Source organism: Pseudomonas sp. FW306-02-D09B (genome assembly GCF_058782685.1).
On the sequence record NZ_JBYSXY010000015.1, the window covers coordinates 58,237 to 73,199 of the forward strand.

14 protein-coding genes are annotated in these 14,963 nt (G+C 52.6%); 1 reads left to right on the top strand and 13 read right to left on the bottom strand.

Annotated elements, in window-relative coordinates; translation table 11 throughout:
- Positions 1-317 precede the first annotated feature (317 nt).
- From AC3WK5_RS22635 to AC3WK5_RS22685, 11 genes are all read right to left on the bottom strand, one after another.
- Positions 318-665: a hypothetical protein gene (locus AC3WK5_RS22635; protein WP_103319336.1), complete on the bottom strand. Its 348-nt coding sequence runs from the start codon at positions 663-665 to the stop codon at positions 318-320.
- A gap of 30 nt (positions 666-695) precedes the next feature.
- Positions 696-1,481: a hypothetical protein gene (locus tag AC3WK5_RS22640; protein WP_146039835.1), complete on the bottom strand. Its 786-nt coding sequence runs from the start codon at positions 1,479-1,481 to the stop codon at positions 696-698.
- Positions 1,472-2,287, bottom strand: coding sequence for a hypothetical protein (locus tag AC3WK5_RS22645; RefSeq protein ID WP_146039834.1), 816 nt, complete (start codon positions 2,285-2,287; stop codon positions 1,472-1,474). Before AC3WK5_RS22645 ends, AC3WK5_RS22640 begins: the two co-directional genes overlap by 10 nt.
- A 125-nt stretch (positions 2,288-2,412) precedes the next feature.
- Positions 2,413-7,089, bottom strand: coding sequence for an AAA domain-containing protein (locus AC3WK5_RS22650; RefSeq protein ID WP_103319330.1), 4,677 nt, complete (start codon positions 7,087-7,089; stop codon positions 2,413-2,415).
- Positions 7,086-8,348, bottom strand: coding sequence for a hypothetical protein (locus tag AC3WK5_RS22655; RefSeq protein ID WP_103319327.1), 1,263 nt, complete (start codon positions 8,346-8,348; stop codon positions 7,086-7,088). Before AC3WK5_RS22655 ends, AC3WK5_RS22650 begins: the two co-directional genes overlap by 4 nt.
- 236 nt (positions 8,349-8,584) lie before the next feature.
- The gene (locus AC3WK5_RS22660) at positions 8,585-9,064 is read right to left on the bottom strand and encodes a HipA domain-containing protein (protein ID WP_256585302.1); all 480 of its coding nucleotides are present in this window, start codon (positions 9,062-9,064) and stop codon (positions 8,585-8,587) included.
- A gap of 44 nt (positions 9,065-9,108) precedes the next feature.
- Positions 9,109-9,906, bottom strand: a complete 798-nt coding sequence (locus AC3WK5_RS22665) for a HipA domain-containing protein (protein WP_256585301.1) — start codon at positions 9,904-9,906, stop codon at positions 9,109-9,111.
- Between the two features lie 220 nt (positions 9,907-10,126).
- Positions 10,127-10,555, bottom strand: a complete 429-nt coding sequence (locus AC3WK5_RS22670) for a DUF6957 family protein (RefSeq protein ID WP_103319325.1) — start codon at positions 10,553-10,555, stop codon at positions 10,127-10,129.
- A 126-nt stretch (positions 10,556-10,681) separates the two neighbouring features.
- Positions 10,682-10,969 carry a hypothetical protein gene (locus tag AC3WK5_RS22675; RefSeq protein ID WP_103319323.1) on the bottom strand — a complete coding sequence of 96 codons (288 nt, stop codon included), beginning with the start codon at positions 10,967-10,969 and terminating at the stop codon, positions 10,682-10,684.
- A gap of 53 nt (positions 10,970-11,022) precedes the next feature.
- Complete coding sequence (locus AC3WK5_RS22680) at positions 11,023-11,358, bottom strand: hypothetical protein (protein WP_256585300.1); 336 nt, start codon at positions 11,356-11,358, stop codon at positions 11,023-11,025.
- A gap of 24 nt (positions 11,359-11,382) precedes the next feature.
- Positions 11,383-12,111, bottom strand: a complete 729-nt coding sequence (locus AC3WK5_RS22685; protein WP_103319319.1) for a metallophosphoesterase — start codon at positions 12,109-12,111, stop codon at positions 11,383-11,385.
- A 139-nt stretch (positions 12,112-12,250) separates the two neighbouring features.
- On the opposite strand from AC3WK5_RS22685, the gene AC3WK5_RS22690 reads away from it, so the two are divergent.
- Complete coding sequence (locus AC3WK5_RS22690; protein WP_256585299.1) at positions 12,251-12,727, top strand: helix-turn-helix domain-containing protein; 477 nt, start codon at positions 12,251-12,253, stop codon at positions 12,725-12,727.
- 379 nt (positions 12,728-13,106) lie between these two features.
- Here the strand turns inward: AC3WK5_RS22690 and AC3WK5_RS22695 are convergent, their stop codons facing one another.
- Both AC3WK5_RS22695 and AC3WK5_RS22700 read right to left on the bottom strand, forming a co-directional pair.
- On the bottom strand, positions 13,107-13,793 hold the full coding sequence (locus tag AC3WK5_RS22695; protein ID WP_103319315.1) for a hypothetical protein: 687 nt from the start codon (positions 13,791-13,793) through the stop codon (positions 13,107-13,109).
- A complete protein-coding gene (locus AC3WK5_RS22700; RefSeq protein ID WP_256585298.1) occupies positions 13,790-14,962 on the bottom strand; it encodes a hypothetical protein in 1,173 nt (390 codons plus the stop codon). Before AC3WK5_RS22700 ends, AC3WK5_RS22695 begins: the two co-directional genes overlap by 4 nt.
- Between the last annotated feature and the right edge of the window lies 1 nt (position 14,963).

A 14,963-nucleotide genomic window follows, 5' to 3' on the forward strand; every position in this document is an offset into this window, starting at 1 on the left:
GTCAGCGTCAGCGTCAGCGTCAGCGTCAGCGTCAGCGTCAGCGTCAGCGTCAGCGTCAGCGTCAGCGTCAGCGTCAGCGTCAGCAGGATAAATCGTAGGAAAAAGGACAAAAGCAGAAGCACCACAAAAGCAAAATACCAGCACCGCTTCCTCAGCAGGATCGACGGGAGGTGGGGCGCCGAGATTGCTGATTTTTTGTTGCCCTCAAATATAGAGATCCGTCGCACAAAAAATTTTTCAAGGGCAGAAAAAAATATATTTTTCAGCCATTGGAAAATGGAGAGATCCTACTGGTCGAAAATGGGAGTTCAGCTCACCTAATTCAAGACTATGAGCAGCCCCCGCTTGGCCCAGACAGCCTCATCAATCGCGTCTTCGATCGCCTCAAATATCTCGCTCAGAAGCTCGTCGGCGTGCTGTGACAGAGCTGCTATTTGCGCTTTGAGCTTAGTCAAATCAGATAGCGGAACAAATAGTGAACGAGCAGCATCACTACCATCACCCACCAGACCTTTTAGATCGGTGCCAGAAAGGGCTGCCAACATGGCTTCTATCATGTGAGAGTTGATAGAAATACTGCCCACCAAAGTAGGTGAACCGCGCCCAAACGACTTAGCGATGTCCTCGCGCCGCTGCGAGGAATAAAATTCAACGATAGCTCCCATGACCCACCTACTCTGCCTTAGATACAGTCGCTAGAAATCCGGCCCTTGGGCCGAATCAAACTTTTGGCGAGCATCGAGTTTGTACCCGAAATCGCGCAGCAGACGATCGACAGCATTCGCTGACCAATCAACCATGTCGAAAACCATAACGTCTGTTTCTCTGCCTCGCTGCAGCCGCCCCAAGTCTTGATCAACCTGCCGCGAAAATTCTGCGTGGCTGATTACGAGCGCCTCAAAACAACCCTGAAAATTCTGAAGGGCCAAATTACGGAAAACCTTTGCCCAAGATGCAGCCAACAAACTCTCTGCCTTGTTGAACTCCCCACTTTGGGATGCCTCAAGCAGCCGATTAGCATGACGCGTGGCAACGTCATAATCTAGATCGACCAGAGCAGCTAGGGTCTGTGCTTGGGCGCGTTCCAAACTGTAGAAATCATCAGATGGTGCGTGCTTGAGAATGGCTTGCGCTAGCTGTCGACGAGCGTTGTGATCGCCTAAGCCGATCGCCAAGCTGAGTTCAACCAGCAAGAGCTCGGGCGCAGGACGGAAAAACTGCGCAAGCTCGCAGCCCCATTTGATGACAAACCTTGCGCCCTTTTCCAAGTCGGACGACTTTCCAAGAATAGCCGCAGCGGCCAGCGACTCAAACACCCCCCCACGCGCGGCTAACGCTATGGTTATGTCTTTACTGGCGCGCGCAATACTCCAGTTATTCTCCATTTGCTCGAACGCGGCCTGATTGTCCTTCAGAGCCTCACTCGCCATTTCCTTGGCTAGCGCTTGATGTTTGAAAGGCTTTCCCATATTTATTTGCATTCAGCATTCACTCTTGACGTCCGGATTGGGCTATTGACTGTCGCATCCCCTCTGGCGGTGACATAACAAAGGCTCAGCGACCGATAGGCATCCAAAATCAATAATCCCGCTTGCTGCCTGGCAACAACGTGGTCTGGTGGAGTGCCTTTTTTCCATTTCTTTACGGCTTTTTGCATATACAGCGCACGCGATGGCGCGTACATGATCTCATTCTGACTAACCGTCGGGCTTAAATGGCCCATCGCATGAATGAAACTGGACGTTTTGACCACACCGAAACCACTTTTTCCACCCTTAGCCTCCCCCACCATCAACAGGGGCTGGGATGCACCCGGTATCGTCACACGCACCATCACATTTACATTGTAAGCGCCTGCACACTCCAAATAAGCAAGGACTCCAGAAGAGTCTCTAGCCCCCACATAGCGGCTTGCGGGGTACGTGGTCGCCTGGGATACAACGCCTGCGGCCAAATCCTCTCCCAACAGGGCAGAAGTTTCATACAGCCACGCAATCAGCCCCATCTCTTCCTTGATTGCGCGCAGTTCAGGAAGCGTTCCGCCTTGAGCGAAGTGCAGCTTCAATCTTTGCTGAGCAGCATCCGATCGGCCTTTTAGCGCGGTGTTGTCCAAAGAATGCAGGCTTTTCCAAGCTTGCGCACAGAGCTCCATAGCTTGCAAGTGTCTAGCAAAAGCCAACGACTTGTTGAGACGAGCTACAAACAGCGCATCACGCGCACGCCGCCCATAGATGATTAGACTCTGAGGGGACATGGTGCCCACTGCTTGCTGTAGAAGTTGAATCAAGCGATCGCCCTCTACCTGCAGGGAATGGCCTCCGGGGATCAACAAAGCTTTGATCAAACCTTCAATCTGAGGCCCACTCGAACCTCCTCCTCCCCCTGTGCGAGGGTAAGACGTTAAGCCGCCACTCATGCTTGATCAGCCACAGACGGAGAGGTAATCAATCCTCCACCTTTCCTGCTTGGGGAGCGATTGCGCTGAAACGCCTCCAGGCTTTCCAACGAATTCCAGATATTTCCCTGCACTGTCGAGCGATCCGTTTCATCAGGTATCAACAGAGGCAGCAGCTCGCCGAAAGCGTCGTGCACCTGTAACTCGCCGCGTTCAACGCCATCCAGGAGCTGCGCAAGCTGAGTACAGAATTGAGGGGAGGACAGCTCACTTTCCGATGACTCCAACGCTAATGCTGTCTTCAATCCTGATGCAGTCAACCGGAGTTGCCCTTTATCCACCGGCGGCTCCAGTAAGCGTTTTTTGACAAGCGCTTGAAGTGCAGAAGCACAGGTCGATGGGCGGCCGATATTCATCCGCTCCATCTCAAGCAACAACTGATCCATAGACATGATCCAGCGTCCCGCAGACTCGCTTTCGAAAATCAGAGCCGCTTGCGGAATCTCTGAAAAGTTGTATTGCAAAAAGGAAGCACCGTTCTCGGACACAGACTGTTCAAGAAGTCGAAGTTGCTCTGGCGTCATCCCTTCACTACCGGCGCCTTCAAAACGGACGCCCAACCGCTGCCCCCCGGAAAACTTGTAGTCGACTCGAATCCGCGTCATCGGCAGACCTACGTCACCGACGGACTCTGCGAAGCTAAATCGCTCCCATATGAGTGTGTAGATGTCGTGGCATACAGGGTCACTGAACGTGCCTTTAAGTACCGTCGGGGGGGCTGCGCGATCCAGAGGTGTAACGGGCGGATGTCCATTCCTCGCGAGAGTGGGAATGATCGGCTCTACAGGTTCAAAGGTATCCTCACCGCCTGATTTGCTCCATGAACCGTCATACAACGATTGCAGAGCCACCATGCTCACCCAAGGAAGGTGTCCAAATCTTTGCCAAGCCTCGGCCAAAATAGAGAATGTTCCTGCGACAGGAACCTGCACTTTCTCCCTGATAATTTCCGGTAAGCCCAGAAGCTCCAGTTTCGCCGCTTTTACTTTGGCGATGATCTGTTGAACAACGTGTGTCTGGGTAAGATCGCGCTGCTCGCCAATGTGGAAGAGGTACCCGTTCAGTTTTTGCCCACTCACATTTGCAGTAACACGCACTCTACTAAACGACTGCAACGATGCTGCGCGACGTGCGTGATTGAGGATTAACCGCAGGATCGAGGCCTGAACGCGCCCCACCAGCTTGAATCTAGGTTCACCTCCATGAGCAGGTGCACACGCCCCACAAGCAACCAAGGAGTCAAGCTCATGCATATCAACTTTGCGCCGCCGCACTTCGTCGCGACAAAAACGTTGTGTCACCAGTAAATCCGTGATCTCCCGAACAGACTCTGCTGCCACTTTGCGCTTATCAAGCGCGCCCGGAGAGCCGAAGGCAGCCCTTATCGCGGGGGCATTAATTGCGCCCAATCGAATGCGTAGAAAACTCTTGTGCTCGGCACGATCCTTGAGCAACTGCTCCACCTGCCACGCGATGAGCTCCCCCATCCGGTCGTCGTCAGTGGCAATAACGATGTCTTCTACCGCGTCGATGAGTTTGTTCACTTCCCGCAGGAATGCACCGGCGCTCTCTTCATTTAGAGGTAAGGGAATGAGCCCCGCAGGGACATCTATTCCGCCTTTAATCGGCAAATACTGTAGGGCTCCGTGAGTCGCAATTACTGCACAGCTCTTACCTAGGATTTGAGAGAGGGTCTGTTGCTTACCACCAGCCTCAATCACCACCAATCGTCTCGGATAAAGCAGTCGCGCCTGAGGGGTTTTGCGCAGATAAGCCCCAAGGAAATGGATAGGCGCAAGTCCGGCTTCGTTTGCACCAACGGCGGGGAATAGCCGTTGGGGGTGACCAAACACGATGAAAGAGGACTTCGCTCGCGACACCGCCACGTTCAACAACGATGCGTCTCGATCCATGAAACTGCCAGCGGCTTCGTCTGGGCCTTCAACTAGGCTAAAGCAGACGATGGGCCGCTCCGCGCCTTGGAGCTGGTGCACAGTACCGACGGTCACCTTTTCAATGTCTTTTTCTGTTGGCCAATCGATACCGCCTGTCCCTCGTAGTTGGCCAAACACCTTTTCGAGCTCAGACCGCAAAAGGTTCGCTTGCGGACGGTAAGCCGTAATCAGCGCGACAATGTCCTTCAGCGGTTTACCCCGTGTGCCTGGTTCTGTCTGCCAAACAGGCCAACGCTCAGCGATCCAGCTCGTGATGTGTTCGGCTTCCTCCGAGTTGCAGAGCGATCCACCCCTTCGAACAGGTTTATTTTCAATAGACACCCAGGACATTGCAGGCTCGTGCCCGGGAGTGCCTTCTTTGGTTCTGGGCAACAAGGTGTTGTCGTAGCTCAATGCATTGCAGTAGCCAATGATGCTGGGCTTGCAGCGGTAGTGGTACCTCAGGGTGATACCTAGATCCTTTTCTTCACGCCACTTGGACACCATTCGAGCAGCAGCCAGAACGCTACCGTCAGCGATCGACAGACGTGCTTGCTTCAGATCGTTAATACGGTCAAACACCCGGGCAACTGACGCAACGGCAATTTCGCTTAATGCGTTATGGTTCCATATAGGCTCTAGTTGTTTCAGATCCCCGACCACCGCAGCTCTTTTGGCCATTAGCAGCGCTGGGCCTGCAAGTTCCGGGGAGGCCTGCCCTGCCTCATCAATCACAAGCAGGTCAAACAGGGAAAGCGCATGCTGAATCGCACGGTCTCCTTCAAACAGTGGCTGTATTTTTCCTAGTGACGACACGTTATGCAGGGTAGAGACCAGGCAGGGAGTCAACATGCACAACCTACGCAATGACTCTTCAACATTGGCAGGATGGCGGGAGAACAGTCGCTCGCGCTGTGAAAGTAGGAAGCGCCCTTCCCAATACCTCGCTGCCCAATGAAAGGCATCGCAGCTAAACGTCAGGTCGATTGCCCCTCTTGCAGCGTCAGCGTCCTTATGATTCTTTTTGAGCTTGTTGATCAATTCGTCCAACTGACCGTGACGCTCTGAAGGCCAAACTGTCGCAGTGTTTGGGCGAGCGCTTTCGAGCAGCGGCTGCCACTGCGGATTACCCTGCGCTAATGCTGCTAAAAATTCGTCCCTACGTTTGACAATATCTTGCAGCTTTTGATGAACAACCTTTACGGCGCTCTCCATGTCAAACATGGTAAATCCGGGAAAAGCTCTTCGAGCATGCGCAAGATAGATTTCCTCAAACTCCAGAGCGCTATTGGGTGCCAGAACACCTGGCCGATCCCGATAGACCCAAAGCATCCCAGTTGAGCCGTGATCGCTTTGGATACAGATAAACCGAGCAAGCTCTGCTTGTTTATCTGCGGCGCCCAAGACGCTTTTAGAGGGGAAATATGCACCGTAGCTAGGTACACCTTCAATCCACCGCTTTGCATGAAACAATGACTCGTCGGGGTGAGGTGCTTTGCCGAATGCTTCAATAACATTCGTAACCGATTGGTTGGTCGCACCACACGCGACGATAATCGGACACGCTTCCTGGTTTAAGGCCGCACTGACCCACCGGCTAGCAACTACAGCACGCAGCATCGAGGTTTTCCCGCTACCGGGCGGCCCGTTGATCGCCTGAACTTCACCTTCTTGAAGGTTTGCTACAGCCCCAGCAGCTCTGCGTTGAGAATCGTCCAGCGGGAACAACGGACGGTTTCCTTTCGACTCGTCGTACTCGTCAATGTGGCCGGTAATCAGGTCGGCTATGAACGGCGGCATTTCGGCGGCTTGAAGTGCATGTTCACCACCACAAATCCGCTCAAATAAAGCTACCTTGGGACGCTCTTGGGGATCAAGGAAGCTTGAATACGCGTCCACCATGGCTTTCGACGCGGATCCCTGTGCTGGAAACACGGCAGCCTTGAGAACCCAATCTGCTTCTTTGGAGCTGTGTCGAGCCTTGGGTGGCGTGATCCCGTTGGCGAGTTCTGACAGTTTATGGAGTGGCGAATCGTCTTTGTCGATCTTCAACAGATCGCGCACTACGTTCAATGCTGTCGACCACCAGGTCACCCAATCCAGTTGGAGAGACTTGTCCGTTGAGAGCTGTGACAGTGCGATAAACATTCGCTCATTGCCCAAATGAGCATCCCCAATCGCAAACGTGTCTGCTTTTTGGTCGGGGAATAGATAAGCTGGATTCAGGACAGGCGCAGCCGAAGTGCGAGGGGCTAGAAATTTCTGTTCTATGAGAACTGCGGGTACAGCGAGAAGTGGATGACGATTGACGAGGCTTCGGTCACTCTTGCTCACTTGGCACAGCAGTAATACAACATTCACATCTTCGCCGGCTGCTGCGTCCTGCGCCTCTTCTATCTGAGTTGCGACTTGGGTAACGTCGAGTAAAGACAAGACCAGTTTGTGCGCAACCGCATCCTTTGACTTCTCACCGAATGACCGAAAGTTGACATAATCCAAACCATTTTTCCAATAGGCCGCAACATCTTCAGGAGGTAGAACAGGCGAGCGCGGCTTACTGGTCAGAATGCTGACTTTCGTAGGTGTGATTACGGGTTCGGCAGCCGGTATGAGATTTATGGGTGCCGGAGCGTTATTTATCTGGATCGTAGAGAATAGAGAGGCGAGGCTCTTCAGAAACTCACTTAGCCTCCCTCTCATACCTCACCTCGTTGGGGTAGCGAACGATGCAGACGTCCAACATACCAATGCGGAGGATTGCCAGTCAGTCGAACTGCAACCTTTGTACCCTTAGTCAATCTTCCGTTAATAATCTCGTCAGGCTTGAGATACCCGTCCACATTCCCGCGTCCTATCCGTCGATCTTTAATCGCAACAGTGATTTTTAGTCTTTGAGTTTTCTTTTTTTGCGGTTCTTTTCCAGGGCCCTCACTTGGAGCCATAACCGCTGAAGCGAACTCAGCATTTGACGTGTCTGTTCTAACCGAATCTTCTTCGACGAGAGACGAATCAGGAGACTGCTCTTCATCCCCGTCAACGGATAGACTCTTTTTTGGCTGCTCAGCCGAAACAACCGTGCCTTCAACCCAGTCGATTGTCTCTTTGGGGCTCGGTTCACGCATCGATAAGGGAGCCACAAGTCTTTTGATATTCCAGTAGCCCCGAGCATTCCAGACCAGCGTGACCTCCAAGCATCCGAGCCTCAAATTGCCGATCTCCGGGGGTGATCCTTCCCGTAAGACGTCTTGCGCGTGCGCAACGTATTCGTGCGCGTGACGCAATGAATCTGAGTCATCCAAATTGTTACTCACAAGGGACAATATCGATTGTTTCTCAAGAAGCGTGCAGAAAACATGCACCAGAGGCCAGACTCCCGAAAAGGGTAACTTGATTGCGAACTGCACAGTCGTGGAAGTGTCATCTGAGCTCCAATCTCGCAGTGCATAGGCGACGAACTCGGTCTCCGGATCGGTTATTACCGTCGACAACTCAGGTGTCAGAAGCTTGGTGATTACCCAGTCGGTTTCACTTGGCAGTGCCAGAAATGTCAGCTCTTGACCACGCTCCACATGAGCAAATTTCGCAGCCCTGAGAGTCTTCACATCCAGAGTTGCGTAGCCTGCTCCATGGGCTTCAGGCACAAGCCTGATCCGCCATGATCGCTTGGAGGCTACGCCAGAACAGAATTCAACGACGCCAGTAAGCTTAACCTCGACGGGCTTGGCATTCTCAGAGAGTTCAACTACCCGCCAAACGCTTTTGGTCACTTGGATTTTGCAATCAAATGGAACCCCCAGCTGAGGCCAGACTTTCAGTTTTTTCGGGGCGTAAATTGCTTCGGGCGATGGTGGATCGGAGGACAAAACTTTGGCACGCGCATATTTTCCATACTGCCCATCTATCCACTCCTTGATAACTACACGCACTGCAACGGGTGAGGAATCCAGATCCTCGCTCATCGAATCACTCCAACCTGTTGATCATTGCTCAAGCTTCGAGGCACAGCCGCTACGTCCGGGCTTACCTGGCGGCCGACGATACTATCTCAAAAGCGCAGTTTAGACCGCCTGTCGTTGAAAAAAATCAGACTCAAAACTTCGCTCCAGGTGCCTATTCGATGTCGATTGATGAGTTGCGCGGGCGTGTCCCTGAAACACCTTTCCAAGCTAGTGATGGCTACTTGGAAGTGGAACAATCACATCAACTTCCAACTACGAAACGTATCTTCCATCCGACTCAACGGAATCATCGGCGAGCGCCAAGCTTCCTGGGGCAGTCCTAGATCCTGAAGCAAATCCGGCAACGCCAGTAGCAACCGAGCATCCGCCCGTAAGCGATCGAACAGCCATTCCGGGTCTGCCCTATGCGCGAAGTGAGCACAAACAGCCGCCCAATCGACCGAACCTAACTGTTCCATTGCTGTTGGCCAACGGGTGCTTCGTACAATGCCTTCAATATCCAGCACCATGGGAGCAAGATCGTAAACGGGTGCAAAGCTCACTCGCTCTTTACTCCGAAGGATCGAGAGGTTTCCGCAATGGTTGTCGGTGTTCCCGACAATCAGATTTATCAAATCCCGCCGCAGGTATTCGCTAATCATGTCGGGTATTTCAGATTCTTGGTCTGCGGCAATCCATGTTTTCGCTAGCCGATCCACGACATCGATATGATCCATACGAATAACCGAATCGGTGACACCACATAGCGAGTACATTGACTCTACTGCGATACGCTCAATCCCCCCGAAGAGACTTTGCGATCGAATCTTTGCATCCAAATACTGGGCACCTTCGCCGCTTCGTATGCCAGCCCCTCGGCGGAGATCGTGTCGATCCCCAACTGGCCCAGCGCGCGGTAAAAGCAGTATTCGGAATGCAGGATGTCTCGATCTAACTTGGTTGCGTTGTTACGCGGGAACTTAACGAACCAATGTCGACACACATCTGCGTCGTCTAGCGCTCCGTTGGGATAAAACTGCCCTAAAGCATCCTCAACAAGCAGCATTTTTTGAGCTACGCCCCCGGCCCCGAGCGCGCCGATTATTGGCCATCCCGATTCCCTGGCCTGGTCGAGAAAGCCCATACCTTCCTGAACAACCTCAGTTCGCGTAGTCCCATCAGTCACTTCGCTTGTGGGATACAGCGTTTCGGTCGCGCTTTTTATGCGCATGTGCCCAATGGGAGCAGCAGTGAGTTGCTGCAACAGAAAGAGATCAATCGACATCCTTGGCGGCACTACCATTCTCGACAAAATGTACCGACGTGCAGCACCGGCCGGGATGATATCGTGCAGAAAAGCTGGGGCAAGCTCTCGCCGAATATCCCACTCCAGTGGGAGATTCGCACTGACGGCCGGCGCCTTCACCGTACCCAGTTGAATGAGCTGATCCGCAAGGTATTCGGGCACATAGTTGATGTTGCACCGACTTCGCAGACTACCTCTAGGTGAATCGAAGCTGACCACCAGTGCATCGCGCCAACGGCCATCCGCGTGAATTTGAAGCGTGATGGATTCCATACGTATCGGCAAATAACCGAAGCCTCACTGTGTCTTGATCAAGATGAGTCCGCAGAGTTTCTAGGGGGTGTCGATACCCCCAGGCAGCGGGAAATAGGTGCTCGATCAGCGCCTCTGATTCAATCCAAGGACGAGCAAGGCATTGCACTTATACAAAGCATTTTCCCAAACTCCCGAAAGCCTACGAAGCGGGCCCTGGCAAATTTTCATGCAGTGCTGCTCACGCCACTCGTTCATTAACGTCAGCATTTTTAAAAGCACGTAGCGCTTCAACAGCAGGCGCACTCACGTACTTTCTCGCGCCACGGCCGGCCAGGATGTACAGCTTGTCTTTGCTTTCAAAAAAACATCCGTGGAAGTCTTTTTGATAGCCAGTAATGAATCCGTTGCCGGTCGCAATTCGTTCTTCACTGTCGAATACAGCGTGATTGGCGTACAGAACTGAGGGCTGCAGATCCTGTTTTCTTATTTCATTTTCCTGCTCGTCGGAGAGCATCAGATCGATGAGCATCCAGTTTCGAACAATGCAAAATGGCTGCCCCTCGAACTCCTCGCGCGCCAGCTTAATAAGCTCATCATCCTCAAGCCGAGAGCCACCAAGCATCTGGGCTGGGCCATACAGCACATCTTCAATCAATTCAGTTTGCACACCGCTGCCTAGTTTTTTTCAAATATTTCTAAAGCTGCACGAAAGCCATCCTGATGTCAGCTTCTGCAAGCCGTGCATCGTGAATGTTGGGCAGCTTTGACTGCTGATCGAAAAGCCTGCGCTTCGTTAGTGGATCATGTTGATCTCGGGCACGGCGCCATTTTCATGCCACCAATGACAAATCACATATCGACTACCGCTGTATGTCTCGCACAGCAGATAACCCTTAAGCTGAAAGACCTTTTCGATCTTGGAGGTACGGATCTTTCCCCCATCCGCAAAGCGACCTCGCTTGTCTGTAAACACAATTCCAACCATGCACGGCGGCTTAAATTCAGCGCAGCACAGGTACCCTGTGACCTGGACGCCAAAATCAACTTTTTGTGCATCCACAATACTTCTCGGAACAGCCATTCTTACTACCCTTGACCTCGGTTTTTATAGTCACAAACGACCCGAAGACGATGTCAATGAACTCTATCGAATCGATCCAAAGCACCGTTTTCATGAAGCCAATGAGCGACAACGTACATACCGCCGTCGATCGTGATGACGACCTCGTAGCCTTCGAGCCGGTATCGATCAGCGATGGCTGGCGTATGAATGGGTAACCCTTCCGGGAAACTTCGCGTATGGTCACAAAACAGCAAGCCGGTCATCCGTGGAGGGCGCTCCAGCGCACACAGCAGATAACCGACAACGTTTGGATCATCGATCGCAGCTCGTGCTCGTTCTACGACTGCAGGCAATCTGTGCAGCCTGAAGTCGGACAGCCCTGCTCCGAAGGTTTTGATCCAGTACACCTTGTTTACCCCCGCCATCAGCGATCAGATTTCAATGGTGAAACCCGAAATGAAACCTGTGTTCTCGCCAGGATATCCACGCGGATTTGAGATGAGCCGGCATCCGCCCAACTCAATATCGATGGAGTGATGGGTATGTCCAAAAATCCAAATGTCTGCTTTTTCCAAAAGCGCATGCCATCTGTTGGAATAGGCCGCGCTCAGATGGCCGTCATGCTTTTCCCCGGCCACCTCTGGGACTGGGCAATGATGTGTAATAACCACTGTTTTACCGTTAAACGGCTGGGCGAGCTCATGCAGCAGGAAGTCGAAAGCAATACGGTTTCGCTCAATCACGTCTGCTGGCCGCAGCCGGCGGAAGCGCTCCTCAGCTCTGATCGCCCTGAAATCATTCATCCATTGACCGCACATCATCGTCGCTGCCACGACGTCTCCGGTGGACGAAAAATCCGTCCAAGCCGTTGTGACCAAAAACCGCGTTTGGTTGCAAATCCAGGTCTGGTTCTCCAGTACATGCACATGGGGAGCTGCTGCGTCTCGCATTTTGCGCAACGTGTGATCGATGTGGCCTTTGTAGAACTCGTGATTCCCTGCGCAATAAATGACTGGCTGGCTGAACGTTTCGTTGGCCCATTTCACACCTCGCGCCTGGGTGTCGATGTCGCCAGCCAGAACGACAATGTCTGCGTCTGTTGCTTGGGGCGTGAACGGTGCGAATTCGATGTGCAAATCTGAATAGATCAACATTTTCATGACGCTGCCCCGTAGAGCTTGCTGGCAGCCCTGTTCGACGATTAAGCGATATATTGGTAGCCCTTAGCTCAAGATGCTCGATGTCCGTACGAGCATAGGGCCAGCCTAAATAGTTCCTTGTTTGACTATACGACATTGAGTGGAACTGAGCAAACCGGGCATACAGTCGTATTTTAGAGAATGGCCCCAAATGCTCAGGCAATCAGTCGCCGCTGCGTTGAGACACGTTCGCCGGCAACATCAGGTGCTGCTGACCGATCTGGAAGAAGGCGTAACCGCTTCACACCTGAGTCGCATAGAGCGCTCAGAGCGTGGCGTTACGGTCGAAAAGCTAGATGAAATCGCTCGGCAGTTAGGCGTTCATCCTCTGTCCATTCTTGCTCTGGCATACGGTGCCGAGGAGGTCGTGAGCCCTACCGAGCTCCTGAAGCGTGTATCTAAAGAGGTTTCTGCCCTTGGCGGATTCGTTGCCAAACCGGAAGACAGTCATTCCAGGGTCGCAGCTGCTGCTAAACGCCGTGAAGATGTGCAACTTTTAAAGGCTGAAGGGCTATCCAAGGCCGAGGTTGCTCGGGCGCTAGCCATTTCGAAACAAACGGTAGCGAGACATTGGTAGGCCTCGTGCTGCACCCATGACGTCTCGGGTGTGCAGCACTTGATGATGTGCCGTCGAGTTAGGCGACGCCGAGCTGATCCAAAGCCAGTTAGAGGATGGCAAGCTCCTTCAGCGAGCTTCAGGCCAGCCGGTAAAAACTCACAACCAGGACGCCTTCCTGGCACTCAAAGCTCAAAGCAAAACGCCAGCTGAGGCCGCTGCAATCCAGTGGCTTGCACGCACCACCGTGAATCGATACTGGCGATCTGAGAGTAATGGTGGCAAGTAGCTTTTTGCGATTTACACCAGAATCATGAGGGAATGAGCTAGGTTGGATCGGAAGATAGATCCGCTTCCAACCTTCGCTCGATACCTCACCACAGCCCAACCCAAGACCTGGCTACTGAATCAATAGACTGGTCAGGAGGTGCAGATGCTCCTCATCATCCAACGACACCGCAACAGAGCCTGACCGAGACAGTTCAATCTGAACGGGCCTGGAGTTGTACTGGTAGACGATTTTTATCTTGTCGATCGGAGCGGTGCGCCCACCAGTGATCTCCAACAATTTCGTCATGGCATTCCCGGTGGAAGCAATATCGACCCGGTAGCTACTTTCGATATCGAATGTCACCGCTCCTGAGACGATCCGCTTGGCCATCACTCTCGTAAAACGCTTATCACCCTTGAGCTGTTCATAGACGACAGAGATGTCCGGCTTCACGATCTCCAGCGCGAAGCTCGTTCCGGTAGCAGCACGGATGAGCCCCACGAACGGTTTCAAATCCTTGGGCGGCGAACTCATGCAGATCGAGTACCGATCCGATCCAAGCGATTCAAACACCATGTCGAAACTGATGTAGGTCGAGTAGCTTGACTCGATTGTCTCACCCAAGGGGTTCATGAATGACTGGGTGATATCGCGTTGCTCGTGATATCGAATGGTTGCCTTGCCATCCAGGATTTCAATGGGTTCGAGCCCGACCCGGTTTTGACCATTGAACGGCTGTTGTTGCAGCCCGCGCACGAGGCTAAGAAAGTCTACGTGAGCGGTCAAAACCCAGAGCTTCAGCCGCTTCGACTTCATTTCTTCAGACTCCTTTCGATATCATCCAAAGTCTTTTGCGCCGCCTGCTCCAATCTGATCTTGAGCTTCTGCTCAACAACTGAGCTGGCACGTACCAGGTTATTGGCATGTTTCCCGTTGTGGTAGTTGTAGACACCTTTGACGATGTACGAGAAATCGCAGCACTTGGCCTGGTTTCCAAACTGAGCCTCAAACAGAACGATCTCAGACCCTACGAGCTTCTCACGGGCCTTCCATCGAATCTTCCACAGGTAGAAACCGTGGCCTTCAAGCTCCAACAGCTGCTTCGACTCCAGAACGCCCTTGCCTTTCAGGGAAGCCTTGTCGATTCGAATGATTTTATGCGTCTTGACCTCGGGCTGTGGCCTGCTCAGCTCTACCTCGGGATCGCCGTCATCCTCTGCATCATCCTCTGATTCCATTTCGATCGAGTCCTCGACCACCAAGGCATCGTCACTCAGGTCTAAGTCATCATCTTCGCCATCATTTGGGTTGAAGGTGGAGACATCGACCACATCAAACACCTCCATGTCCTTGAGATTGTGAATCAGACTTCGAAGGAAGTTGGTTCTGATGCCTGCATCGGGAATCGCCTCCAAGGAGATGGTGCGGGTACCCACTTCCTTGTCAGTGAAAATTTCAATCTGAGAGTAGAGCTGCTCGGTGATGTCCTTGAACTTATCGTTCATGGGGCCGGTGATCTTCCAACCGCCGCCCTGCCTCTCAAGAGTCACCTCAGCCATTTTCTCAACCACCTGACGGAATTCGGCCTGGCTGAAATCAAGCTTCTGATACTTGACGGTGAGCTTGAGCTGATCCCCCTGAACGGAAACCTCGGCCTGCTCGTGCAGGTCATTGATCAACCACTCCTTCACAGAGGTCAGAGCGTCCGTCAGTTGGTCTTTGGAAACCTCAGTCGTGACAGTAACGTTGGTAGTTTTTTCACGGCCATCGCGCCCACCGACCAGAAGGGAAAGATTTCGGTAGTCGTAGTAGTCATGGAACAACGCGCTGAACCGGCTGGCTAGAGCTTTCTTATCCGACTCATTAGAAATCACGATCCCCCTGGAAAGGAAAACCTTCCTAAGCTCGGCACTCGTCAGGCTCCGCTGTGTGAGCGCATCAAAGATTGCTTTATCGGAAGCAAAGTACAAACTACCCATTCTCATG

Bases quoted from the DNA above. Each gene is read 5' to 3' on its own strand.
- AC3WK5_RS22635 (WP_103319336.1), bottom strand. From the start codon at position 665: ATGGGAGCTATCGTTGAATTTTATTCCTCGCAGCGGCGCGAGGACATC.
- AC3WK5_RS22640 (WP_146039835.1), bottom strand. From the start codon at position 1,481: ATGCAAATAAATATGGGAAAGCCTTTCAAACATCAAGCGCTAGCCAAG.
- AC3WK5_RS22650 (WP_103319330.1), bottom strand. From the start codon at position 7,089: ATGAGAGGGAGGCTAAGTGAGTTTCTGAAGAGCCTCGCCTCTCTATTC.
- AC3WK5_RS22655 (WP_103319327.1), bottom strand. From the start codon at position 8,348: ATGAGCGAGGATCTGGATTCCTCACCCGTTGCAGTGCGTGTAGTTATC.
- AC3WK5_RS22660 (WP_256585302.1), bottom strand. From the start codon at position 9,064: ATGGATCATATCGATGTCGTGGATCGGCTAGCGAAAACATGGATTGCC.
- AC3WK5_RS22665 (WP_256585301.1), bottom strand. From the start codon at position 9,906: ATGGAATCCATCACGCTTCAAATTCACGCGGATGGCCGTTGGCGCGAT.
- AC3WK5_RS22675 (WP_103319323.1), bottom strand. From the start codon at position 10,969: ATGGCTGTTCCGAGAAGTATTGTGGATGCACAAAAAGTTGATTTTGGC.
- AC3WK5_RS22685 (WP_103319319.1), bottom strand. From the start codon at position 12,111: ATGAAAATGTTGATCTATTCAGATTTGCACATCGAATTCGCACCGTTC.
- AC3WK5_RS22695 (WP_103319315.1), bottom strand. From the start codon at position 13,793: ATGAAGTCGAAGCGGCTGAAGCTCTGGGTTTTGACCGCTCACGTAGAC.
- AC3WK5_RS22700 (WP_256585298.1), bottom strand. From the start codon at position 14,962: ATGAGAATGGGTAGTTTGTACTTTGCTTCCGATAAAGCAATCTTTGAT.